The organism is Streptomyces boninensis, from assembly GCF_048572725.1.
In the GTDB taxonomy this organism is placed as follows: domain Bacteria; phylum Actinomycetota; class Actinomycetes; order Streptomycetales; family Streptomycetaceae; genus Streptomyces; species Streptomyces boninensis.
On sequence record NZ_CP183837.1, the window covers coordinates 5391826 to 5412239 of the forward strand.

21 protein-coding genes and 3 tRNA genes are annotated in these 20414 nt (G+C 70.5%); 12 read left to right on the forward strand and 12 right to left on the reverse strand.

Going from position 1 to position 20414, the window contains the following annotated elements; genetic code table 11:
* Nucleotides 1-48: 48 nt before the first annotated feature.
* Complete coding sequence (locus ACNNMR_RS24590; RefSeq protein ID WP_419996853.1) at nucleotides 49-606, reverse strand: TetR/AcrR family transcriptional regulator; 558 nt, start codon at nucleotides 604-606, stop codon at nucleotides 49-51.
* A gap of 129 nt (nucleotides 607-735) precedes the next feature.
* Here ACNNMR_RS24590 and ACNNMR_RS24595 point away from each other — a divergent pair, with 129 nt between their 5' ends.
* The 3 genes from ACNNMR_RS24595 to ACNNMR_RS24605 all read left to right on the forward strand — a co-directional run bounded on the left by ACNNMR_RS24595 (nucleotide 736) and on the right by ACNNMR_RS24605 (nucleotide 3462).
* Nucleotides 736-2316 (forward strand): MDR family MFS transporter, encoded by a 1581-nt coding sequence (locus ACNNMR_RS24595; protein ID WP_419996854.1) that lies wholly within the window; start codon nucleotides 736-738, stop codon nucleotides 2314-2316.
* A gap of 284 nt (nucleotides 2317-2600) precedes the next feature.
* Nucleotides 2601-2999, forward strand: coding sequence for a helix-turn-helix transcriptional regulator (locus ACNNMR_RS24600; protein ID WP_420000454.1), 399 nt, complete (start codon nucleotides 2601-2603; stop codon nucleotides 2997-2999).
* Between the two features lie 25 nt (nucleotides 3000-3024).
* Nucleotides 3025-3462, forward strand: coding sequence for a VOC family protein (locus ACNNMR_RS24605; protein ID WP_419996855.1), 438 nt, complete (start codon nucleotides 3025-3027; stop codon nucleotides 3460-3462).
* A gap of 12 nt (nucleotides 3463-3474) precedes the next feature.
* Here the strand turns inward: ACNNMR_RS24605 and ACNNMR_RS24610 are convergent, their stop codons facing one another.
* The 9 genes from ACNNMR_RS24610 to ACNNMR_RS24650 all read right to left on the reverse strand — a co-directional run bounded on the left by ACNNMR_RS24610 (nucleotide 3475) and on the right by ACNNMR_RS24650 (nucleotide 8941).
* Nucleotides 3475-4380 (reverse strand): A/G-specific adenine glycosylase, encoded by a 906-nt coding sequence (locus tag ACNNMR_RS24610; protein WP_419996856.1) that lies wholly within the window; start codon nucleotides 4378-4380, stop codon nucleotides 3475-3477.
* Between the two features lie 83 nt (nucleotides 4381-4463).
* Nucleotides 4464-4539, reverse strand: a tRNA-Gly gene (locus tag ACNNMR_RS24615).
* A gap of 78 nt (nucleotides 4540-4617) precedes the next feature.
* Nucleotides 4618-5223, reverse strand: coding sequence for a response regulator transcription factor (locus ACNNMR_RS24620; RefSeq protein ID WP_419996857.1), 606 nt, complete (start codon nucleotides 5221-5223; stop codon nucleotides 4618-4620).
* Nucleotides 5220-6449, reverse strand: a complete 1230-nt coding sequence (locus ACNNMR_RS24625) for a sensor histidine kinase (protein WP_419996858.1) — start codon at nucleotides 6447-6449, stop codon at nucleotides 5220-5222. The genes ACNNMR_RS24620 and ACNNMR_RS24625 overlap by 4 nt, the downstream gene beginning before the upstream one ends.
* A gap of 20 nt (nucleotides 6450-6469) precedes the next feature.
* Complete coding sequence (locus tag ACNNMR_RS24630) at nucleotides 6470-7288, reverse strand: ABC transporter permease (RefSeq protein ID WP_419996859.1); 819 nt, start codon at nucleotides 7286-7288, stop codon at nucleotides 6470-6472.
* Nucleotides 7285-8232 carry an ABC transporter ATP-binding protein gene (locus tag ACNNMR_RS24635; RefSeq protein ID WP_419996860.1) on the reverse strand — a complete coding sequence of 316 codons (948 nt, stop codon included), beginning with the start codon at nucleotides 8230-8232 and terminating at the stop codon, nucleotides 7285-7287. The genes ACNNMR_RS24630 and ACNNMR_RS24635 overlap by 4 nt, the downstream gene beginning before the upstream one ends.
* 126 nt (nucleotides 8233-8358) lie before the next feature.
* Nucleotides 8359-8431, reverse strand: a tRNA-Gly gene (locus ACNNMR_RS24640).
* Between the two features lie 27 nt (nucleotides 8432-8458).
* Nucleotides 8459-8530, reverse strand: a tRNA-Gly gene (locus ACNNMR_RS24645).
* 93 nt (nucleotides 8531-8623) lie between these two features.
* Complete coding sequence (locus ACNNMR_RS24650; RefSeq protein ID WP_419996861.1) at nucleotides 8624-8941, reverse strand: histone-like nucleoid-structuring protein Lsr2; 318 nt, start codon at nucleotides 8939-8941, stop codon at nucleotides 8624-8626.
* A 262-nt stretch (nucleotides 8942-9203) separates the two neighbouring features.
* Between ACNNMR_RS24650 and purS the strand changes: the two genes are divergently transcribed.
* The 8 genes from purS (at nucleotide 9204) to purM (ending at nucleotide 17404) form a co-directional block, all read left to right on the forward strand.
* Nucleotides 9204-9455, forward strand: a complete 252-nt coding sequence (gene purS, locus ACNNMR_RS24655; protein ID WP_419996862.1) for a phosphoribosylformylglycinamidine synthase subunit PurS — start codon at nucleotides 9204-9206, stop codon at nucleotides 9453-9455.
* Nucleotides 9452-10132: a phosphoribosylformylglycinamidine synthase subunit PurQ gene (gene purQ, locus ACNNMR_RS24660; RefSeq protein ID WP_419996863.1), complete on the forward strand. Its 681-nt coding sequence runs from the start codon at nucleotides 9452-9454 to the stop codon at nucleotides 10130-10132. The genes purS and purQ overlap by 4 nt, the downstream gene beginning before the upstream one ends.
* Nucleotides 10129-12378, forward strand: coding sequence for a phosphoribosylformylglycinamidine synthase subunit PurL (gene purL / locus ACNNMR_RS24665; protein WP_419996864.1), 2250 nt, complete (start codon nucleotides 10129-10131; stop codon nucleotides 12376-12378). The genes purQ and purL overlap by 4 nt, the downstream gene beginning before the upstream one ends.
* Nucleotides 12379-12416: 38 nt before the next feature.
* Complete coding sequence (locus ACNNMR_RS24670; protein WP_419996865.1) at nucleotides 12417-13223, forward strand: sterol carrier family protein; 807 nt, start codon at nucleotides 12417-12419, stop codon at nucleotides 13221-13223.
* 55 nt (nucleotides 13224-13278) lie between these two features.
* On the forward strand, nucleotides 13279-13791 hold the full coding sequence (locus tag ACNNMR_RS24675; RefSeq protein ID WP_419996866.1) for an ArsR/SmtB family transcription factor: 513 nt from the start codon (nucleotides 13279-13281) through the stop codon (nucleotides 13789-13791).
* 28 nt (nucleotides 13792-13819) lie between these two features.
* On the forward strand, nucleotides 13820-14671 hold the full coding sequence (locus tag ACNNMR_RS24680) for a M23 family metallopeptidase (protein ID WP_419996867.1): 852 nt from the start codon (nucleotides 13820-13822) through the stop codon (nucleotides 14669-14671).
* 105 nt (nucleotides 14672-14776) lie between these two features.
* The gene (gene purF / locus ACNNMR_RS24685) at nucleotides 14777-16294 is read left to right on the forward strand and encodes an amidophosphoribosyltransferase (RefSeq protein WP_419996868.1); all 1518 of its coding nucleotides are present in this window, start codon (nucleotides 14777-14779) and stop codon (nucleotides 16292-16294) included.
* Between the two features lie 42 nt (nucleotides 16295-16336).
* Complete coding sequence (gene purM, locus ACNNMR_RS24690; RefSeq protein ID WP_419996869.1) at nucleotides 16337-17404, forward strand: phosphoribosylformylglycinamidine cyclo-ligase; 1068 nt, start codon at nucleotides 16337-16339, stop codon at nucleotides 17402-17404.
* A gap of 59 nt (nucleotides 17405-17463) precedes the next feature.
* On the opposite strand, the gene ACNNMR_RS24695 is transcribed toward purM, so the two are convergent.
* Nucleotides 17464-17733 carry a DUF3073 domain-containing protein gene (locus ACNNMR_RS24695; RefSeq protein ID WP_419996870.1) on the reverse strand — a complete coding sequence of 90 codons (270 nt, stop codon included), beginning with the start codon at nucleotides 17731-17733 and terminating at the stop codon, nucleotides 17464-17466.
* Between the two features lie 339 nt (nucleotides 17734-18072).
* A complete protein-coding gene (locus ACNNMR_RS24700) occupies nucleotides 18073-19188 on the reverse strand; it encodes a Leu/Phe/Val dehydrogenase (protein WP_419996871.1) in 1116 nt (371 codons plus the stop codon).
* 164 nt (nucleotides 19189-19352) lie between these two features.
* On the opposite strand from ACNNMR_RS24700, the gene ACNNMR_RS24705 reads away from it, so the two are divergent.
* Nucleotides 19353-20228, forward strand: coding sequence for a hypothetical protein (locus tag ACNNMR_RS24705; protein WP_419996872.1), 876 nt, complete (start codon nucleotides 19353-19355; stop codon nucleotides 20226-20228).
* Nucleotides 20229-20414: the final 186 nt, after the last annotated feature.

Consider the following 20414-nt stretch of genomic DNA (forward strand, 5'->3'; position numbering starts at 1 on the left):
GACCGTACGGTCCGGGGCGGCTCTCTTTGCGTCTCAGGCGCGTCGCCGCTATGCGTGGTGCGCGGCGCTCACCAGCTCCTGGGCGACCTCCAGGACGGCCATGCGCTTGTCCTCTGGGTCGCCCTCGACGTCCCGCATGGCGAACATCCCGGCGTGCATGCTGAAGAGCGCCGTGACGCAGCGGGCCTGGTCCTTCAGGCTCGCTTCCTTGTCCCGCAGCAGGCCCATCATCTGGAGCATGCGGTTCTTGAAGATCTCGCCGACGTTGAGGTCGCGCACCGTGCCCTGGTTCTCCTGCATGAAGCGGAAGAGCTCCGCGCAGTCCTGCAGCGCGTCGCTGTAGCGGGACAGCAGCTCCTTCTTCGTCGCCAGGGTGCGCGGCTGCTTCTCGCCCCAGGCGATCAGCTCGTCAAGGGGGCGGGTCAGATCCTCGAAGAGGCTCTTGAGGATGTCTTCCTTGGTCTTGAAGTGGTAGTACAGCGCCGCCTTCGTGACCTCGAGCCGCTCGGCGATCTCGCGGAGCGACGTCTTCTCGTACCCCCGCTCGGCGAAGAGCTCCAGTGCTACGTCCTGGATCCGCTGGCGGGTGTCACTCCTGCTGCCCATCCCTCGCTCCTCCCTCGTCCCCTGGGGTTTACCGAGCCTTGACGAAACTAACTTGACGACCGGCTAGTGAAAGCCTACCTTCTTCAGTGTAGCGAACTAGCCGGGCGACAAGTAAGTAGGAGAGTGACCATGTCTCAGCCAGCCACCCCACCCGACGAGGCGGTGCCTGAAGCACCGCCGCAGAAGAACCTCTGGTTCGTCATGTTCGGCCTCATGATCACCATGATGCTGGCCATGCTCGACAACCTGATCGTCGGCACCGCTATGCCCACGATCGTCGGCGAGCTCGGCGGCCTGAACCACCTCTCCTGGGTGGTCACCGCCTACACCCTCGCCATCGCGGTCTCCACCCCGCTGTGGGGCAAGTTCGGCGACATGTACGGCCGCAAGGGCATCTTCATGTCCTCGATCGTGCTGTTCCTGATAGGCAGCGTGCTCTCCGGCATGGCGCAGGACATGGGGCAGCTCATCGCCTTCCGCGCCGTGCAGGGCCTCGGCGGCGGTGGTCTGATCGTCGGCGTCATGGCGATCATCGGCGACCTGGTGCCGCCCCGTGAGCGCGGCAAGTACCAGGGCATGATGGCGGCGGTCATGGGCATCGCCACCATCGGCGGCCCGCTGGTCGGCGGCACCATCACCGACCACCTCGGCTGGCGCTGGGCCTTCTACATCAACATCCCGCTCGGCATCGTCGCCCTCTTCGTGATCTCCTCCGTGCTGCACCTGCCGAAGAAGCGGGTCAAGGCGAAGATCGACTACCTGGGCGCAGCGCTGCTCTCCATCGGCCTCACCGCCCTGGTGCTGGTCACCTCCTGGGGCGGCACCGAGTACGACTGGGCCTCGGTGCAGATCATCGGCCTCGCCGTCCTGGGCGTCGTGTCGCTGACCGCCTTCGGCTTCGCCGAGACCAGGGCCGCCGAGCCGATCATCCCGCTGCGGATCTTCAAGAACAGCAACTTCACGCTGATGAACATCGTCGGCTTCATCGTCGGCTTCGTGATGTTCGGCGGTACGACCTTCCTGCCGCTGTATCAGCAGAGCGTCCAGGGCGCGAACGCCACGAACTCCGGCCTGCTGCTCCTCCCGATGATGCTGCCGGTCATGATCGTGTCGCTGTTCGTCGGCCGGGTCATCACCAGCACCGGCAAGTACAAGGTCTTCCCGATCATCGGTGGCGCGCTGATGGTCCTCGGCATGTACCTGCTGTCCACCATGGACACCGGCACCACCCGGCTCACCTCCGGCATCTTCATGGCCGCGCTCGGCGCCGGCATGGGCTTCCTGATGCAGACCACGATGCTGGTCGGCCAGAACAGCCTGGAGATGCGCGACATGGGCTCCGGCTCGTCCACGATCACCCTGACCCGGACGATCGGCGGCTCCTTCGGCGTCGCACTGATGGGCTCGATCTTCAGCAGCCGGGTCGCGGACACGCTCAAGGAGCGGGTCGGCGACGCGGGCAACAAGATCCCCGCCCAGCTGCCGCCGGAGAAGATCCCGTCGCTGCCGGCGCCCGTGAAGGACGCGTACCTGCACGCCGTCTCCGCCGGCACCCACCAGGTGTTCCTGTGGGGCGCGGGCGTCGCGCTCCTCGCCTTCCTGGCCACCTGGTTCGTCAAGGAGGTGCCGCTGAAGGGCGCCGCCCCCAAGAAGAAGGGCGACGACGACGCCGCACCGCAGGCCGCCGTCGAGGACGCCGTAAAGGCCTGACGGCCACCAGAACCGGCCGCGTCCCCTCCGCAGTAGCGGGCGGAGGGGGCGCGGCCCTTTTTGTGCCCTGCGGCAGGCCGCCTGCCTCACAAGGGACGGGGTGGAGCGACGCCGCCGAAAAACCCCAGAGCTCGGCGCAGGCCTACCACAGCGGTTTTTCGGTGGTGTCGCGGAACCCCGGCCCGGCCCACGCCGAATGCCCCGCGGCCCCGGAGCCCCGCGAGCCATAGGCTCGCATCGTGCATCCGAACGACCTGCGCCGCCTCCGCCTGGCCAAGGACGCCATGGACCGCGAGTTCGCCGACCCGGAGCTCGACCTGGACGCCGCCGCGGCCGCCGCCGGCTACTCGCGCTTCCATTTCGTGCGCGCCTTCAAGGCGGCGTACGGGGAGACGCCCGGCCAGTATCTGTCCCGCCGCCGCATCGACCGCGCCCAGGACATGCTGCGCACCTGCGACCTGTCGGTGACGGAGATCTGCGCCCTGGTCGGCTTCGCGAGCCTGGGCAGCTTCTCCACGGCCTTCAAGAAGCAGACCGGGCAGACGCCGGGGGAGTACCGGCGTACGCACGTCGGGAAGGGCGCCGCGCTGATCCCCGGCTGCTTCGCGCTGCTGTGGACGGGGGGCTTCAAGCCGCGGATAGAGCCGGGGGAGCAGCCGCGCAATTCTGGAGAAGCGCAGTGAGGCGGGCCCGGCCTACCGTAAAAGCATGATTACGAACCTGTCCCTGACCACCGTCTGGACCACCGACCAGCCGCGGACCCTGAAGTTCTTCACCGAGAAGCTCGGCTTCGAGGTCCGCGACGACGTCGAGATGGGTCCCGGCATGCGCTGGATCACCGTCGGCGTGCCCGGGCAGCCGGACCTGTCCATGGCGCTGATGCGCCCGGACGGCCCCGGCCTCGACCCCGAGTCCGCCGAGGCGCTGACCAAGCTGGTCAGCAAGGGCGTGCTGGGCGCGGGCGCCTTCCACACCACCGACTGCCGCGCCAGCTACGAGGAGCTGAAGGGCAAGGGCGTCGAGTTCCTGCAGGAGCCGCAGGAGCGGCCGTACGGGACCGAGGCGATCTTCCGGGACGACAACGGCAACTGGTACTCGCTCACCCAGAAGCGCGAGGGCGGCCTGGACTTCGACAAGTCCTGGTAGCCCGCCGCGCGCTTACGTCCCCGGCAGCCGGTACACCCCGTCGGCGAGCGGCTCCACAAGACCGTCCGATACGAGCCCGTCCAGCGCCCGCGCCCGCTGCACGGGCTCGTCCCACACCGCGTCCAGCGCCGCCTGCGGCACCGGCCCGTCCGCGTCCCGCAGCACCGCCAGCAGCCGGCCACGGACCTGCCGGTCGGTGCCCGCGTACGTCTGCCCGCGCCGCGGCGCCCCCGCGTAAGCAGGCGACCCCGCCTGCTTCCAGGCGCACTGCTGCGCGATGGGGCAGGCGTGGCACGACGGGGCGCGCGAGGTGCACACCAGCGCGCCCAGCTCCATCGAGGCGGCGGCCCAGCGCGCGGCGGTCGCCTCGTCGTCGGGCAGCAGCTCGCGCGCGATGCGCCGCTCGGCGGCCGTGGTGGCCCCTGGCGGGAACTCGGTGCCGCTGATCGCGCGGGCGTAGACCCGGCGGACGTTGGTGTCGAGGACGGCATGGCGCTGCCCGTACGCGAAGGACGCCACCGCCGCCGCGGTGTACTCGCCGATGCCGGGCAGCGCGAGCAGCTGGGCGTGCCGGCGCGGCACATCGCCGTTGTGGCGCTCCTGTATGGCGACGGCGGCGGAGTGCAGGCGCAGGGCGCGGCGCGGATAGCCGAGCCGGCCCCAGGCGCGGACGGCCTCGCCGGGGGCCTCGTCGGCCAGGTTGGCGGGGCGGGGCCAGCGGGACATCCACTGCTCGTATACGGGCAGCACCCGGTTCACGGGCGTCTGCTGGAGCATGAACTCGCTGACCATCACGCCCCAGGCCCCGGCCTCGGGCCGGCGCCAGGGCAGGTCGCGGGCGCAGCCGTCGAACCAGTCGATGACGGGTGCGTGCAGGCTCGCGGGAGTCGCTGTCGTGGTCTCGGTCGTCGCAGTCATGGCAAGACGATCCTGGCACACAAACGCCTCAGGCCCCGGTCACCATGACCGAGGCCTGCTGCATCTGCCGCATCGCGGCTGCTTGGAGCGGACGACCGGGTTCGAACCGGCGACCTCAACCTTGGCAAGGTTGCGCTCTACCAGCTGAGCTACGTCCGCACTGCCGTCAACTATAACCGACGTATTTCGCGCTCCGGACGCCCGCGCAGGCCCGTGCGAGCAGGCTCACAGCCAGGTTCACAGCCACCCGCGCTCGCGCGCCAGCCGCGCCGCCACATGCCGGTTCTCGGCGCCGAGCTTCGCCGCGGCGGCGGACAGATAGTTGCGTACGGTCCCGGGGGAGAGGGCGGCACGGGCGGCGATGTCCGCCACCGGCGCCCCGTCCTCGGCGAGCGCCAGCAGCTCGGCCTCGCGCGCGGTCAGCGGCGACTCGCCCGCGGCGATGGCGTCGGCGGCCAGCTCCGGGTCGATGTAGCGGCCGCCGCCGTGCACCGTACGGATGATCTCCGCGAGCCGCTGCGCCGAGACGGTCTTGGGCACGAAGCCGCGCACCCCCGCGGCGAGCGCCTGCTTCAGCGCGCCGGCCGCCGCATGGCTGGTGACGATCATCGAGGTGCACTCGGGCAGCTCCTCGCGCAGCCGGGCCGCGACCGCGAGCCCGTCCCTGCCGGGCATCTGCAGGTCGAGCACCGCCACGTCGGGGCGGTGGGCGCGGGCCATCGCCAGGGCCTCGTCGCCCGAGCCGGCCTCGGCGACGACCGTGATGTCGTCCTCCAGGGCGAGCAGCGCCGCGAGCGCGCCGCGGATGAGGTGCTCGTCGTCGGCGAGCAGAACCTTGATCATGCCGGGGTCTCCACGTGCTCCTGCTCCTCCTCGTAGGGGATCTCGGCGGTGAGGCGGAAAAGCCCGCCAGGGCGGCGCTCGGTGGTCAGGGTGCCGCCCAGCTCCGCGAGGCGCTCACGCAGCCCCGGCAGCCCGGAGCCGGTGCCTTCACCGGCCTGGGTGGCGCCGTCGTTCTCCATGGTGAGTACGGCGATGGCTCCCGGCGTGCGCACGGTGAACTCGCAGCGCGAGGCGTCCGCTGCGTGCCGCAGCACATTGGTCGTACCCTCGCGGACCACCCAGCCCAGCGCCGCCTGCACCTCCTTCGGCAGCTCGGCAGCGGGCCCGTCCTGGATGCGGCAGCCGATGCCCGCGGCCTCCAGTACGGACCTGGCGCCGGCCAGCTCCGTGTGCAGGTCGGCCTCGCGATAGCCGCGCACCACCGCGCGGATCTCACGCTGCGACTCGCGCGCGATGCGCTGCACCTCCACCATGTGGTCCACCGCCTGGTTCATGCCGCGGCGGGCCATCTGCATCGCCAGCTCGCTCTTCAGGGCGATGACGGACAGATTGCTGCCCAGCACGTCGTGCAGGTCCCGGCTGAAGCGCAGCCGCTCCTCGGCGACCGCGAGCCGGGCCTGGGTCTCGCGGGCCCCGGCCAGCTCTTCGACGAGGCGCACGCTCCACCCGGAGAGCCGGATCGCCACCGCCATGAACGGCACGACGAGCGCGCTGACGAGGATCACCATGGCTAGCGGCTCGCCCGAGAGACCGCACGCGGCGGCCGCCCCGATCGACCCCACCGTCACGACCGCGATCAGCACGGCGCCGGTGCGCACCGGCAGCGCGAGGGCCACCGGACCCGAGTAGAACATCAGCAGCCACAGCAGCAGGGGCCCCACGTCCTTGTCGCTGAGCTGTCCGTCGGCCAGCAGCCAGGAGCCCACGGCGGCCATGGCGAGCGTCAGGGCGGTGTACAGCGCGATCAGCCCGTCCGGGCGGGGCGCGACGCCGAGATAGCCGCGCAGGGCCGCGCGTAGCAGCAGCACCTGGACGACGACATGCGCCGCACCCAGCGCCGCGATCAGGGCGAGCCAGCCCGTGCCGGCGTCCCGGCCCGGGAGCCAGAAGGCCCACAGCCCGGCCTCGAAGAGCGCGAAGAAGCCGACGCTGGAGAGGCTGTACCGGCGGAACCGCTCGACGCCGCTCGCGCCGCCGAGCCGATCCACCCACGCGGCGACGCTCATCGAACCCGGCTCCTTGCTGCTCAACTCCGCGGCTCCCACCGGAACCACCGCTGCACAGCAAACACCGCAAGCCCCGTCCACACCAAGGCGACCACGACCGCCCGCACCTGCTCGGACCCGTCCAGCGCCCCGGTCCAGCCGCCCCGCAGCAGGTCCATCACCGGCGAGAACGGCAGCAGCGCCGCCACATCCGCCAGCGCGTCCGGCAGCACCTCACGCGGCGCGAAGACCCCGGAGCCGACCATCGTCAGCAGCAGGAACGGCAGGAAGGTCAGCTGCGCGCTCTCCGCGGTACGGGTGAACCCCGCCGTCACCGCGGCCGCGGCCACCAGCAACGCCAGGCCGATCAGCAGCCCCGCCGCGATCAGATGCGGCGCCTCCGGCGCGGGTGCGTCCAGCACGGCGGCCACCCCGACCGCCAGCAGCGCACACTGCAGCAGCGCCAGCAGCACCGCGGGCAGCGCCCCGCCGGCCAGGATCTCCCAGTCGCGCACCTCCCCGGTGCGCAACCGCTTCAGCACCAGCCCCTCGCGGCGTACGACATACACGCCCACCAGGTTCGTATAGACGGCGAAGAACAGCGCCATCGCCAGCGCGCCGGGCACCAGGACGGTGGCGACGCTCAGCCCGGTGCCGCCGAGGTCGAGGCCCTTCACCATGGAGCGGCCCGAGATGACGGTGATGCCGGGCACCAGCATCGCGGTGAAGAGCGCCGCCCGGCTGCGCAGCAGCAGCGTCAGCTCGGCGCGGCCGAGGGCCGCGAGGCGGCCCGCGGCGGTCGTACGGGCCGGGGCGCTCGCGGTCGACGCGGCCGCGGGGGTCGTGGTCGTCGTGGTCATCGGACTGCCTCGCTCTCGTGCTCCAGGCCCTTCGCGATCTCCATGAAGGCCTCCTCCAGCGTCGCCGTCCTGGCGTCGAGCCCGGCCAGCCGCACGCCCTTGTCCGCGGCCCACACCAGCAGCGCGGTCGCGGTGTGCTGCAGATCCCCGGTCTCCAGCCGTACGGTCCGGCCCGCCGTCTCGTGCCGGGTCACACCCAGCGGGGCCAGCGGCGGCAGATCCCCCAGGAAGAGGTGCTCGGGCAGCTCGAAGCTGATCCGGGCGGGCCGCTCGGCGACCACGTCGGCTACCCGGCCGGTGGTCGCGATCCGCCCCTCGTGCATGATCGCGAGGCGGTCGGCGAGCTGCTCCGCCTCCTCCAGATAGTGGGTGGTGAGCAGCACGGTGGTGCCCTGCTCCTTCAGCTGCCGCACCAGCTCCCAGGTCTCGTGGCGGGCCTCGGCGTCGAGCCCGGTCGTCGGCTCGTCCAGGAAGAGCACCTCGGGGCAGCCGAGCAGCGCCAGCGACAGATCCAGCTTCCGCCGCTCGCCGCCGGACAGATTCTTGACCCGTACGGACTCGCGCTTGGTCAACCCGGTGAGCTCCAGCGCCTCCCCGACGGGCCGCGCGCCGCTGGTGCAGCCCGCCCACATCCGTACGGTCTCGGCGACGGTCAGCTCGGTCGGAAAGCCGCCCTCCTGCAGCATCACGCCGATCCGGGGGCGCACGGCATCCCGCTCGCGATACGGATCGCGCCCGAGCACCCGGATGGTGCCGTCGGCGGGGGTGGCCTGGCCCTCCAGGAGCTCCAGGGTGGAGGTCTTCCCCGCGCCATTGGTGCCGAGCAGCGCGAACAGCTCGCCCCTGGCCACGGTCAGGTCGATGCCGCGCACGGCCGCGAAGCCGCGATAGCGCCGCCAGATTCCGGCGGCCTGGATAACGGTGTCTGTGCCTTCAACATCCATGCCCTCAAGGCTTCCGGGGGAGCGGGCCCGTCGGCAGTGCGGCCTGTCATGACCCCGGATGACAGATGTCATCTGCCCGGATACGGCGAAGGCCCTGGTCGCAATGACCAGGGCCTTCGTCTCAAGAGCGGACGACCGGGTTCGAACCGGCGACCTCAACCTTGGCAAGGTTGCGCTCTACCAGCTGAGCTACGTCCGCGCACTGCCGGAATACTACCAGCAGTCGAGCGGGTGACAGGAATCGCACACTGCGCCTCCCTCTTGGAAAGAGGGCGCTCTACTACTGAGCTACACCCGCGCGGCCGGGGCTGGGCTGTTCACCCGCCCTGCGGCGCTGCGCAGACTCTAGCCCACGGCCGGGGGTGCGGCGCAAGTCGGTACCCGCACAAGGTCAGTGCGCGGCCTCGAACTCCTCGTAGATCCGCTTCGGGATCCGCCCGCGGGCCGGGACCTCCTTGCCGTGCGAGTTCGCCCAGGCGCGTACCGTCGCCGGGTCCGGGGCGATGGAGGTGCGCTTGAAGGCCTTGCCCGAGGTCGAGCGCTTGCGGCCGGCCTCGAGATAGGGCGCGAGGGCACCGCGCAGTTTCGTGGCATTGGTCTTGTTGAGGTCGATCTCGTACGACTTCCCGTCAAGACCGAAGATGACCGTCTCGGAAGCGTCTCCGCCGTCGATGTCGTCGGACAGGGTCACCACTACGCGCTGCGCCACGAAATCGGTCCTTTCGTCGGATCACGCCGCGCTGACGTGCGGCGTCTGGACTTTTCTTTTCTAACAGCGGCAGTGATTGATTGCGAAGCAGATTGATTTAACCCTGCGTGTCATGCCGCAATCTGGACCATACGATTTCTGCGGCTGCCTTCCAAGAGGGTATCGGTGCTGATGCTGTAACGTAACCGAGGATATCTACTCGCGTAGATTTTCGAACCCGGTACGCTGAGCGGACCGCCTCATCACACCACCGGGAGTACCAGTGGCACGCGTCGTAGTCGACGTCATGCTCAAGCCCGAGATCCTCGACCCCCAGGGCCAGGCGGTGCAGCGCGCACTGCCCAGGCTGGGTTTCGAAGGGATCGCGGACGTCCGACAGGGCAAGCGCTTCGAGCTCGAGACCGACGGGCCGGCCGATGAAGCCGCCCTCGCCGAGATCCGCAAGATGGCCGAGACATTCCTGGCCAACACCGTCATCGAGGACTTCACCGTTCGGGTGGAGGGCCAGCAGTGACCACCCGTATTGGCGTCGTCACCTTTCCCGGCAGCCTCGACGACCGGGACGCGCTGCGCGCGGTGAAGCTGGCCGGCGCCGAGCCGGTTTCGCTGTGGCACCGCGACAAGGACCTGCACCAGGTCGACGCGGTCGTGCTGCCGGGCGGGTTCTCGTACGGCGACTATCTGCGGGCCGGCGCCATCTCGCGCTTTTCGCCCGTCATGGAAACGGTCATCGAGCGGGCGAAGGCGGGCATGCCGGTGCTCGGCATCTGCAACGGCTTCCAGGTGCTGACGGAAACGCATCTGCTGCCGGGCGCCATGCTCCGTAACAACCACCTGCACTTCATCTGCAAGGACCAGAAGCTGCGGGTGGAGAACGACGGCACCGCCTGGACCGCGGATTACGAGTCCGGGCAGGAGATCTACATCCCGCTCAAGAACATCGACGGCCGCTACACCGCAGACGAGCGGACGCTGGATGAGCTGGAGGCGGAGGGGCGGGTCGTCTTCCGTTACGTGGACGGCAACCCCAATGGCTCGCTCCGCGACATCGCCGGCATCACCAACGCCGCCGGCAATGTCGTCGGCCTCATGCCGCACCCCGAGCACGCCGTCGAGCCGCTCATCGGCACCGGCCGCACCGACGGCCTCGGCTTCTTCACCTCGATCCTCAAGAGGCTGGTCAACGCATGACTTTGGACTCTGTCAAGCACGCCGGACAGACCCCCGAGACCGAGCTCCCCTGGGCCGAGCTCGGCCTCAAGGAGAACGAGTACCAGCAGATCCGCGAGATCCTCGGCCGCCGCCCGACCGGCGCCGAACTCGCCATGTACTCGGTGATGTGGTCGGAGCACTGCTCGTACAAGAGCTCCAAGGTGCACCTGAAGCAGTTCGGCGACAAGGCCCCGGCCTCCGACGCGATGCTCGTCGGCATCGGCGAGCAGGCGGGTGTGGTCGACGTCGGCCAGGGCTACGCGGTCACCTTCAAGGTGGAATCCCACAACCACCCGTCGTACGTGGAGCCTTACCAGGGCGCCGCCACCGGCATCGGCGGCATCGTCCGCGACATCATCGCCATGGGCGCCCGCCCGGTCGCGGTGATGGACCCGCTGCGCTTCGGCGCCGCCGACCACCCCGACACCAAGCGCGTCCTGCCGGGCGTGGTCGCGGGCATCGGCGGCTACGGCAACTGCCTCGGCCTCCCGAACATCGGCGGCGAGGTCGTCTTCGACGAGTGCTACCAGGGGAACCCTCTCGTCAACGCCCTGTGCGTAGGCGTGATGAAGCACGAGGACATCCACCTGGCGAAGGCCGCGGGCGTCGGCAACAAGGTCATCCTGTACGGCGCCAGGACGGGCGGCGACGGCATCGGCGGCGCCTCGATCCTCGCCTCGGAGACCTTCGATTCGACCAAGCCGTCGAAGCGTCCGGCGGTCCAGGTCGGCGACCCGTTCCAGGAGAAGCTGCTCATCGAGTGCACCCTGGAGGCCTTCGCGGCCGATCTGGTCGTCGGCATCCAGGACTTGGGCGCGGCGGGTCTTTCCTGTGCGACGAGCGAGCTGGCCTCGAACGGCACCGGCGGCATGCGCGTCGAACTCGACGACGTGCCGCTGCGCGACTCCACGCTCTCGCCCGAGGAGATCCTCATGAGCGAGTCGCAGGAGCGGATGTGCGCGGTGGTGGAGCCGGGCAAGGTCGACGCGTTCCTCGCGATCTGCGAGAAGTGGGACGTCATCGCCACCGTCATCGGCGAGGTGACGGACGGCGACCGGCTGGAGATCTTCTGGCATGGCGAGCAGATCGTGGACGTGCCGCCGCGCACGGTGGCGCACGACGGCCCCGTGTACGAGCGGCCGATGGCGCGGCCGGAGTGGCTGGACGCGCTGCAGGCGGAGGACGCGTCGAAGCTGCCGCGGGCGGCTGACGGCGCCGGGCTCCGGGACCAGGTCCTGAAGCTGGTCTCGTCCCCGAACCAGGCGGACAAGTCCTGGATCACCTCGCAGTACGACCGCTTCGTCCTCGGCAACACGGTCCTGTCCCAGCCGGAGGACTCCGGCATGATCCGTATCGACGACGAGACGGGCCTGGGCGTCGCCATCTCCACGGACGGCAATGGCCGCTACGCGAAGCTCGACCCGTACAAGGGCGCGCAGCTGGCGCTGGCGGAGTCGTACCGGAATGTGGCGGCGACGGGCGCGAAGCCGCTGGCGATCACCGACTGCCTGAACTTCCCGTCGCCGGAGGACCCGGCGGGGATGTGGCAGTTCGCGGAGGCCTGCAAGGGTCTGGCGGACGGCTGCCTGGAGCTGGGCACGCCGGTGACGGGCGGCAATGTCTCGCTCTACAACCAGACGGGTGACGCGGCGATCCACCCGACGCCGGTGGTCGGCGTCCTGGGCGTGATCGACGATGTCGCCCGCCGTACGCCGATGGCCTTCGCGGAGGAGGGCCAGCTGCTGTACCTGCTGGGCGACACTCGCGACGAACTGGGCGGCTCGGCCTGGTCGGACGTGGTGCACGGCCACCTGGGCGGCCAGCCGCCGGCGGTGGACCTGGAGCGGGAACGCCTGCTCGGCGAGATCCTGATCTCGGCCTCCCGGGACGGCATGATCGACGCCGCCCACGACCTGAGCGACGGCGGCCTGATCCAGGCTGTAGCCGAGTCCTGCCTGAAGGGCGGCCACGGCGCGCGCCTGGTCCTCCCGGACGGCCTGGACGCGACGACGTTCCTGTTCTCGGAGTCCCAGGGCCGCGCGGTCGTCGCGGTGCCGCGCAGCGAAGAGCTCCGCTTCACGGACATGTGCGGCGCCCGCGGCCTGCCGGCGACCCGCATCGGCGTGGTGGACGGCGACGCGGTCGAGCTCCAGGGCGAGTTCACCCTGCCGCTGAGCGAGCTCCGCGAGGCCTGGGAAGCGACGATCCCGGCGCTCTTCGGCTGAGCAACGGCACGGGAGGCAGGCCGCGCTAATCTCGCGGCATGCCTCCCGCTCCGAAGCGCAAGCCGCGCACGTACGACCCGAAGAAGACCTGGGACGCGCTGAACGCGCAGGTGGACGCCGTGCGTTCGGCTGCTGCCGGGCTGAAGCCGGAGCAGCTCGCGTTGCCCTCCGGGCTGCCCGGGTGGGATGTGCGCACCCTGCTCGCGCACATCGTGGGGCAGATCGATGCCGTGCCGCGGCTGCTCGGCGAGCCGGCGGCGCCGCGCGGGGCCTCGATTACGGATCTGAGCACCTGGGCTGTGTCCACCGCGGGGATCGCCGACCGGCTGGATGCCCAGACGCGGGAGACGGCCGCGCGCATCGGCGATCCGGCCGCGGAGCTCGACGCCGCCGCGGAGCGGCTTGCGCCCTGCCGCGAGGAGGCACTGCGTGCGGACCGCCTGTTGCCGCATCGATTCGGCGCCATGCGGTCGCTGGACTTCACCGTGACGCGGCTGGTGGAGCTCGTCGTGCACAGCGACGATCTCGCGCGGGCGACCGGCGTGGACGTGCCGCTCCATCGGCAGGCCGTCGCCGCCGTCTCCCGCCTTCTCGCCGACGCGCTCGCCGTGAAGGCGCCGGGCGGGGCCGTGGAGGTGCGGATCCCGCCGTATGCCGTCGTGCAGTGCGTCGAGGGGCCGCGCCATACCCGCGGGACGCCGCCGAATGTCGTCGAGACCGATCCGCTGACCTGGATCCGGCTCGCCACCGGCCGTACGAGGTGGGCGGACGAGGTCGAGGCGGCGCGGGTGAGCGCGAGTGGGGAGCGGGCCGATCTCAGCGCGGAGCTGCCGGTCCTGGGGTGAGCGTCCGCGGGTCGCCCGCTTGCCAACTATTCCGTAATTCCGTAACTTCGTAGTTATGGAGCTGAGCGAGCGCGTCGCCGAGCTGGAGCGCCGCGTCGCCGCCCTCGAAGGCGCGCGGTCCGAAGGGCTGCCGCCTGCCGCGGACGGCGTCTTCTGGGCCCTGGAGGGGCTGAAGGCGCAGCTCGCCGAGGCCGGGGAAGCCGGCGAAGGCGGGGGTGTGCTCTTCACCGGTGCTGTCGCGCTGCCGTCCGAGCTGCAATACGAGTGGCAGTACGGCCTCGGCACCGGCGAGCTGCTCGAGGACGGTTACGACGAAGGCGCCGCCGAGGCGCTCTCCGCCCTCGGCCACCCCGTCCGGCTCCGCCTGCTCCGCGAGATCCTCTCCGGCCGCCAGACCACGGCCGAACTCACCGATCTCGCCGGCACCGGCAGCACGGGCCAGCTCTACCACCACCTCCGCCAGCTCAGCGCGGCCGGCTGGCTCCAGTCCGCGGGGCGGGGGCGCTATGCCGTCCCGGGCGCGCGGGTGGTGCCGCTGCTGGTGGTGCTGGCGGCGGCGCGGGGATGACCACGAACTGGGGGTTCATGACATGAAAATGCGAGACATAGTCCGCTGGGTCCGGCCGCTGCAGGTGCCAGGAATGCTGGTGTTCATCGCCATGGGCTGGAATCTGCTGCCGTACGTGCGGTGGGTGTTCGTCATCGCCATGGTGCTGTGGCTCTCGCTGTGCGCCGAGGTGCTCGTACGCATCGGCGCCGGGCTCGTTCGCCGGGCCCGTAACGGCGGCAGCGAACCCGCCACCAGAGACGACGCCGTCACCGTCGCCACCCCCGTCCGCGGCCGCTGGAAAGCGCACAACAGCCCCGCCGACAAGGTACCCAGCCACGGCACCCACTTCCTCGCGCAGACCTACGCGATCGACATCGTCCGGGTCCCGGAGGACACCGGCTCGCCCGCCTTCGGCTTCTGGCCCGTATTCCGCCGGAATGAAGACTTCCCGGCGTACGGAAGCCCGATCCTCGCGCCTGCCGCCGGCACCGTCGTCACGGCCGTCGACTGGCGCCGCGACCACCGGGCGCGCAACAGCTGGCTCGCGCTGCTGTACTTCTTCCTCGTGGAGGGGATCGCCCGCGGCGTCGGGCCGAAGAGCAACATCGTCGGCAACCACGTCACCGTAAAGCTGGATGGCGACCGCCCCGTCTATGCCCTCTTCGCCCACCTCAAGCGCGGCTCCGTCTCCGTACGCCCCGGCGACCGGGTCGCCGCGGGCCAGCAGCTCGCCGAGTGCGGCAATACGGGAAACAGCACCGAGCCGCACCTGCACTTCCAGCTCATGGACGCCGCCGACCCCAACGCCGCCAAGGGCGTGCCCTTCGCCTGGGAGGGCATCGGCGTGCCCGCGAACGGGGAGTACTTCGCCGCGGCGGAGCGGTCCGCCGCCGCGTGATTCCCGTCACCCGCCGCCCGCCGGAGCCCGCTCCACAGGGGGGAGCGGGCTCCGGCGCCGGGCAGCGCGTCCCAGCGCGCCCCGCGACTGTCCTACACTCGAAGCGTGCGACGTGGCGACGGACGACTCAACCACGATCTACTCCCCGGCGAGAAAGGCCCCCAGGACGCTTGCGGCGTCTTCGGTGTCTGGGCCCCGGGTGAAGAGGTCGCCAAGCTCACCTATTTCGGGCTGTACGCGCTGCAGCACCGGGGACAGGAGTCCGCGGGCATCGCGGTGAGCAACGGCTCCCAGATTCTGGTCTTCAAGGACATGGGCCTGGTCTCGCAGGTTTTCGACGAGACCTCCCTCGGCTCCCTGCAGGGGCACATCGCGGTCGGGCACGCCCGCTACTCCACCACCGGCGCATCGGTGTGGGAGAACGCGCAGCCGACCTTCCGCGCCACCGCCCACGGCTCCATCGCGCTGGGCCACAACGGCAACCTCGTCAACACCGCCGAGCTCGCCACCCTGGTCGACAAGCTCCCGAGCGACAACGGCCGCGCGACGAAGGTCGCCGCCACCAATGACACGGACCTGGTCACCGCCCTCCTCGCCGGTCAGGTCGACGACGACGGCAAGCCGCTCACCGTCGAGGAAGCCGCCCCCCTCGTCCTCCCGCAGGTCCAGGGCGCCTTCAGCCTCGTCTTCATGGACGAGAACACCCTCTACGCCGCCCGCGACCCCCAGGGCATCCGCCCGCTCGTCCTGGGCCGCCTGGAGCGCGGCTGGGTGGTCTGCTCCGAGACCGCCGCCCTCGACATCGTCGGCGCCTCCTTCGTACGCGAGGTGGAGCCCGGCGAGATGGTCGCCATCGACGAGAACGGCCTGCGCGCCCAGCGCTTCACCGAGGCAAAGCCGAAGGGCTGCGTCTTCGAGTACGTGTACCTCGCCCGCCCCGACAGCGACATCGCCGGGCGGAACGTCTACCTCTCCCGCGTCGAGATGGGTCGCAAGCTCGCCGCCGAGGCCCCGGCCGAGGCCGATCTGGTGATACCGACTCCGGAGTCCGGCACCCCGGCCGCCGTCGGCTTCGCCGAGGCCAGCGGCATTCCGTACGGCGCGGGGCTGGTGAAGAACAGCTATGTGGGCCGGACCTTCATCCAGCCCTCCCAGACCATCCGGCAGCTCGGCATCCGCCTCAAGCTCAACCCGCTCAAGGAAGTCATCAGGGGCAAGCGCCTGGTGGTCGTCGACGACTCGATCGTCCGCGGCAACACCCAGCGCGCGCTCGTGAAGATGCTCCGCGAGGCCGGCGCCGCCGAGGTGCACATCCGGATCTCGTCGCCACCGATCAAGTGGCCGTGCTTCTTCGGCATCGACTTCGCCACCCGCGCGGAGCTGATCGCCAATGGCATGACGGTCGAGGAGATCGGCACGTCGCTGGGCGCGGACTCGCTTGCCTACATCTCCACCGACGGGATGATCGACGCCACCGCGATCCCCAAGGACAACCTCTGCCGGGCCTGCTTCGACGGCGAGTACCCGATGGACCTGCCCGACCCCGAGCTCCTCGGCAAGCACCTGCTGGAGACCGAGGTCGCCGGGGGCCGGGACGCCGCAGACGCGCTGCGCCGCCCGTAATCACCACGCATGTCGCGCAAGACCGAGAAGGATCAATCGTTCATGTCTGAGCACAGTGGTGCGAGCTATGCGGCCGCCGGAGTCGATATCGAGGCCGGCGACCGCGCCGTAGAGCTCATGAAGGAGTGGGTGAAGAAGGCCCAGCGCCCCGAGGTCGTCGGCGGCCTCGGCGGCTTCGCCGGGCTCTTCGACGCCTCCGCCCTCAAGCGCTACGAGCGGCCGCTGCTGGCCTCCGCGACCGACGGCGTGGGCACCAAGGTGGCCATCGCGCAGCAGATGGACGTGCACGACACCATCGGGCACGACCTGGTCGGCATGGTCGTCGACGACCTCGTGGTCACCGGCGCCGAGCCGCTCTTCATGACGGACTACATTTGCGTTGGCAAGGTCGTCCCCGAGCGGGTCGCCGCCATCGTCAAGGGCATCGCCGAGGGCTGCGCGCTGGCCGGCTGCGCCCTCGTCGGCGGCGAGACCGCCGAGCACCCGGGTCTGCTGGGCCCGGACGAATACGACGTGGCAGGCGCCGGTACGGGCGTGGTCGAGGCCGACATGGTGCTCGGCGCGGATCGCATCCGTAAGGGTGACGCCGTCATCGCGATGGCCTCCTCGGGCCTTCACTCCAACGGGTACTCGCTGGTCCGGCACGTCTTCCTCGACCGGGCCGGCTGGGCGCTGGACCGCGAGGTGCCGGAGTTCGGCCGCACCCTCGGCGAGGAGCTGCTGGTCCCGACGCGGATCTATTCGCTGGACTGCCTGGCTCTGATCCGTACGGCCGAGGTGCACGGCTTCTCGCATGTGACCGGCGGCGGCCTGGCGGCGAACCTCGCCCGGGTCATCCCGGACCATCTGCACGCCGTCGTGGACCGCTCCACCTGGACGCCCGACCCGGTGTTCCCGCTGGTCGGCGAGGTCGGCAAGGTGGCCCGCGAGGAGCTGGAGAAGACGCTGAACATGGGCGTCGGCATGATCGCCGTGGTGCCGCCGGAGTCCGTGGACGTGGCGCTGACCGCGCTGGCCGACCGGGGCGTGGACGCGTGGGTGGCCGGGGAGGTCACGGAGCGGGGCGAGCAGGCCGAAGGCGCCGCGCTGACCGGGGACTATGCGGGCTAGGACAGCAAAAAGGGCCTGCCCGGGTGCGCCCCGGAGTCAGGCTCCAATTTGCTACGACTTCAGCGACTCTTGCCAGAGGAGCCGGACGACTCGTCGTCCTCGTCCTCTTCCTCGTCGTCTACGTCGTCATACAGATCCGCGTAGCGCGAGTAAAGGTCATCGTCCTGCTCATCGTCTTCTTCGCGCGGCTCACCGTTCGTCGGCTGCTGCGGCTGTGAAGGCGATGCACCCAGCTCATCGGCCAGGCGGGAAAGGTCCGTCCCACCGCTGTTGTACTTCAGCTGGCGGGCGACCTTCGTCTGCTTGGCCTTGGCCCGGCCGCGCCCCATGGCTCGACCCCCTTATACGGCGGGGCTCTCCGGCCCCAGAGTCTTGACACGCGTTCATGATTCAGAACGGACTCTCGTTGGGAGAGACCGGTCCGTAGGGGTTCAACCGTACCTTCTTCTGCCGCCATCCGGTACGCCGCTCACAGCACGTGCCCCGTCAGCGGACCCCTTGGAACCCGTGTCCTTGCTGGTCAGAAGCCAATTCTATCGTCTGACGAGGCGCGACCCGCCGGGGGCTATGACATGCGCTACTTTCCGTACCGGGGGATTGCCAGCGCAAAGCCGCACAGTGTCGATGTGCGGCTCTGCCGCGTGGCCCGCGACGGTGGTGCCGGCGGATCAGCGGCGGGCGTCCGCCATCCGCTGCTCGGCGATGCGGTCGGCCGCGACGGCCGGCGGGATGCCGTCGGCGTCGGCCTTGGCGAAGATCTCCAGCGTGGTGTCGTAGATCTTCGTCGCCTTGGCCTTGGCCCGGTCGAAGTCGAAGCCGTGCAGCTCGTCCGCGACCTGGATGACGCCACCGGCGTTCACCACGTAGTCCGGCGCGTAGAGGATGCCGCGGTCGGCCAGGTCCTTCTCCACGCCCGGGTGGTCGAGCTGGTTGTTCGCGGCGCCGCAGACGACCTTGGCGGTGAGCGCCGGGACGGTCTCGTCATTGAGCGCGCCGCCGAGGGCGCAGGGGGCGTAGATGTCGAGCGGCTCGCGGATGAGCGCGTCGGTGTCGAGGGCGACGGCGACCTTCGGGTGCGCCTTCTGCACGCGCGCGACCGACTCCTGGCGGACGTCGGTGATCACGACCTCGGCGCCGTCCTCGATGAGGTGGTCCACCAGGTAGTGCCCGACCTTGCCGACGCCGGCGACGCCGACCCGGCGGCCGGCCAGCGAGGGGCTGCCCCACAGGTGCTGCGCGGCGGCGCGCATGCCCTGGAAGACGCCGAAGGAGGTGAGGACGGAGGAGTCCCCTGCACCGCCGTTCTCGGGGGAGCGGCCGGTGGTCCACTTGTTCTCGCGGGCGATGACGTCCATGTCGTGGACGTACGTGCCGACGTCGCAGGCGGTGACGTAGCGCCCGCCGAGCGAGGCGACGAAGCGGCCGTACGCGAGAAGCAGCTCCTCGGTCTTGACCTGGTCGGGGTCGCCGATGATCACGGCCTTGCCGCCGCCGTGGTCGAGCCCGGCGAGGGCGTTCTTGTACGACATGCCGCGGGACAGATTCAGGGCGTCGCGTACGGCGGCGGCCTCGGGGTCCGTCTCATTGGCGTAGGCGTGGAAGCGGGTGCCGCCGAGCGCCGGGCCCAGCGCGGTGGAGTGGATGGCGATGACGGCCTTCAGGCCGCTGGCGCGGTCCTGGCACAGCACGACCTGCTCGTGGCCCCCCTGCTCGGAGCGGAACAGGGTGTGCAGGACATCCGACGAGCTGCCGTCGGCGGCTGCGGAGTGACGTACGTCGGTCACGGTGGTGACTCCGGTTTGTGTCGCGGTGACGCCCTCCTGTGGGTGGGGAGAGCCTGTCGATCCATAAGCGTAGGGCCGTGCGGCGCTCACCGGGCCCCAGGTGGGCTGGATCTCACAAGTGTGGGGGAGACTCGACATCGGAGCATCGGAAGGGGAGAGCGCGCGTGGCTTCGGATTCGTCGTCGTTGGTGGTCCCGTACGCGTCGTACCTGCGGGTGTACGAACCGCTGGCGGCGTTTCCAGAGCCGGAGCGGGGCCACTGGCGCCGCTACGCCGCCACGGAGCGGCGTCCCGGCGCGCAGGACGAACTCCGCCGCTCGCTGCGCGACTTGCTCAGCGTGCCGCCGGTCGCCGTACGGCCGCACGAGTCGGCGGAGGCCTTCATCGCCGAGGTCGACGGCGTCACCTGCGTCTGCCCCTGGCGGACCCGGCTGCGCGGCTGGCTGGCGCTGCAGGAGCTGGAGCGCGAGCTGCCGGCCCCGGTGCTGGAGCTGGCGCTGCCCAAGGTCGTACGGGAACAGGCCCGCGGCGACTACGAGCGCTGGCGCGAGGAGAACCCCGACGCCCGGCCCTGGATCCGCGGCGCGGTGTGGACGGTGCCGGTGCGCTGGTTCGTCCTCTTCGGTGACGAGGAGCGTGAGTACGAGCCGGGGGCGCCGCAGCCCTTCCTGCGCTACCGGACGCCGATGGCGCAGGCCCGCCGCCGGGTGGCGCGGGCGCTGCGCGCGCTGCGGGAGGCGCCCGCGGCCGCGGGGGAGGACGACGACGTGGACGAGTCGCCGCACCTGCCCCTGATCGAGGGGCTTACGGACGTGGGCCGGTGGCTGGAGGAGTTCCACCCGCGCTCCCTGGTCGAGCTGGACTACGGCGGCCTCGCGCATGTGCTGTCGAAGGAGTGGCTGGCGGAGGACAGGTCGGCCGCGGATGTCGCCGAGGGCATGCAGGCGCTGCGCGACGGGGACGCCGAGCGGGCGGGTCTTGCGTACGAGCGGCTGACGGAGCGTTGGACCTCGGTGCGGGACCGGCAGTTCGCGAGCTGATCGCGAGCTGATCGCGAGGGCTGATTACGAGTCGGTTTCGGTAACTAGTGCGATTCCTTCATCTGGACTATGGTCCTCCGGATGTGTCCGTAAGGCTGGGACGTAGGTCCCGATCCGGTCATTGCGCGCAAGCGTGATGGACGGCACGTTTAAGGGCCTTGCGGTCATGCCCCGCTCTCGTGTCAA

Excerpts from the sequence above, each read along its gene's own strand:
- ACNNMR_RS24590 (WP_419996853.1), bottom strand. The coding sequence starts at position 606 with ATGGGCAGCAGGAGTGACACCCGCCAGCGGATCCAGGACGTAGCACTG.
- ACNNMR_RS24595 (WP_419996854.1), top strand. The coding sequence starts at position 736 with ATGTCTCAGCCAGCCACCCCACCCGACGAGGCGGTGCCTGAAGCACCG.
- ACNNMR_RS24600 (WP_420000454.1), top strand. The coding sequence starts at position 2,601 with ATGGACCGCGAGTTCGCCGACCCGGAGCTCGACCTGGACGCCGCCGCG.
- ACNNMR_RS24605 (WP_419996855.1), top strand. The coding sequence starts at position 3,025 with ATGATTACGAACCTGTCCCTGACCACCGTCTGGACCACCGACCAGCCG.
- ACNNMR_RS24610 (WP_419996856.1), bottom strand. The coding sequence starts at position 4,380 with ATGACTGCGACGACCGAGACCACGACAGCGACTCCCGCGAGCCTGCAC.
- ACNNMR_RS24620 (WP_419996857.1), bottom strand. The coding sequence starts at position 5,223 with ATGATCAAGGTTCTGCTCGCCGACGACGAGCACCTCATCCGCGGCGCG.
- ACNNMR_RS24625 (WP_419996858.1), bottom strand. The coding sequence starts at position 6,449 with ATGAGCGTCGCCGCGTGGGTGGATCGGCTCGGCGGCGCGAGCGGCGTC.
- ACNNMR_RS24630 (WP_419996859.1), bottom strand. The coding sequence starts at position 7,288 with ATGACCACGACGACCACGACCCCCGCGGCCGCGTCGACCGCGAGCGCC.
- ACNNMR_RS24635 (WP_419996860.1), bottom strand. The coding sequence starts at position 8,232 with ATGGATGTTGAAGGCACAGACACCGTTATCCAGGCCGCCGGAATCTGG.
- purL (WP_419996864.1), top strand. The coding sequence starts at position 10,129 with ATGACTTTGGACTCTGTCAAGCACGCCGGACAGACCCCCGAGACCGAG.
- ACNNMR_RS24670 (WP_419996865.1), top strand. The coding sequence starts at position 12,417 with ATGCCTCCCGCTCCGAAGCGCAAGCCGCGCACGTACGACCCGAAGAAG.
- ACNNMR_RS24675 (WP_419996866.1), top strand. The coding sequence starts at position 13,279 with ATGGAGCTGAGCGAGCGCGTCGCCGAGCTGGAGCGCCGCGTCGCCGCC.
- ACNNMR_RS24680 (WP_419996867.1), top strand. The coding sequence starts at position 13,820 with ATGCGAGACATAGTCCGCTGGGTCCGGCCGCTGCAGGTGCCAGGAATG.
- purM (WP_419996869.1), top strand. The coding sequence starts at position 16,337 with ATGTCTGAGCACAGTGGTGCGAGCTATGCGGCCGCCGGAGTCGATATC.
- ACNNMR_RS24695 (WP_419996870.1), bottom strand. The coding sequence starts at position 17,733 with ATGGGGCGCGGCCGGGCCAAGGCCAAGCAGACGAAGGTCGCCCGCCAG.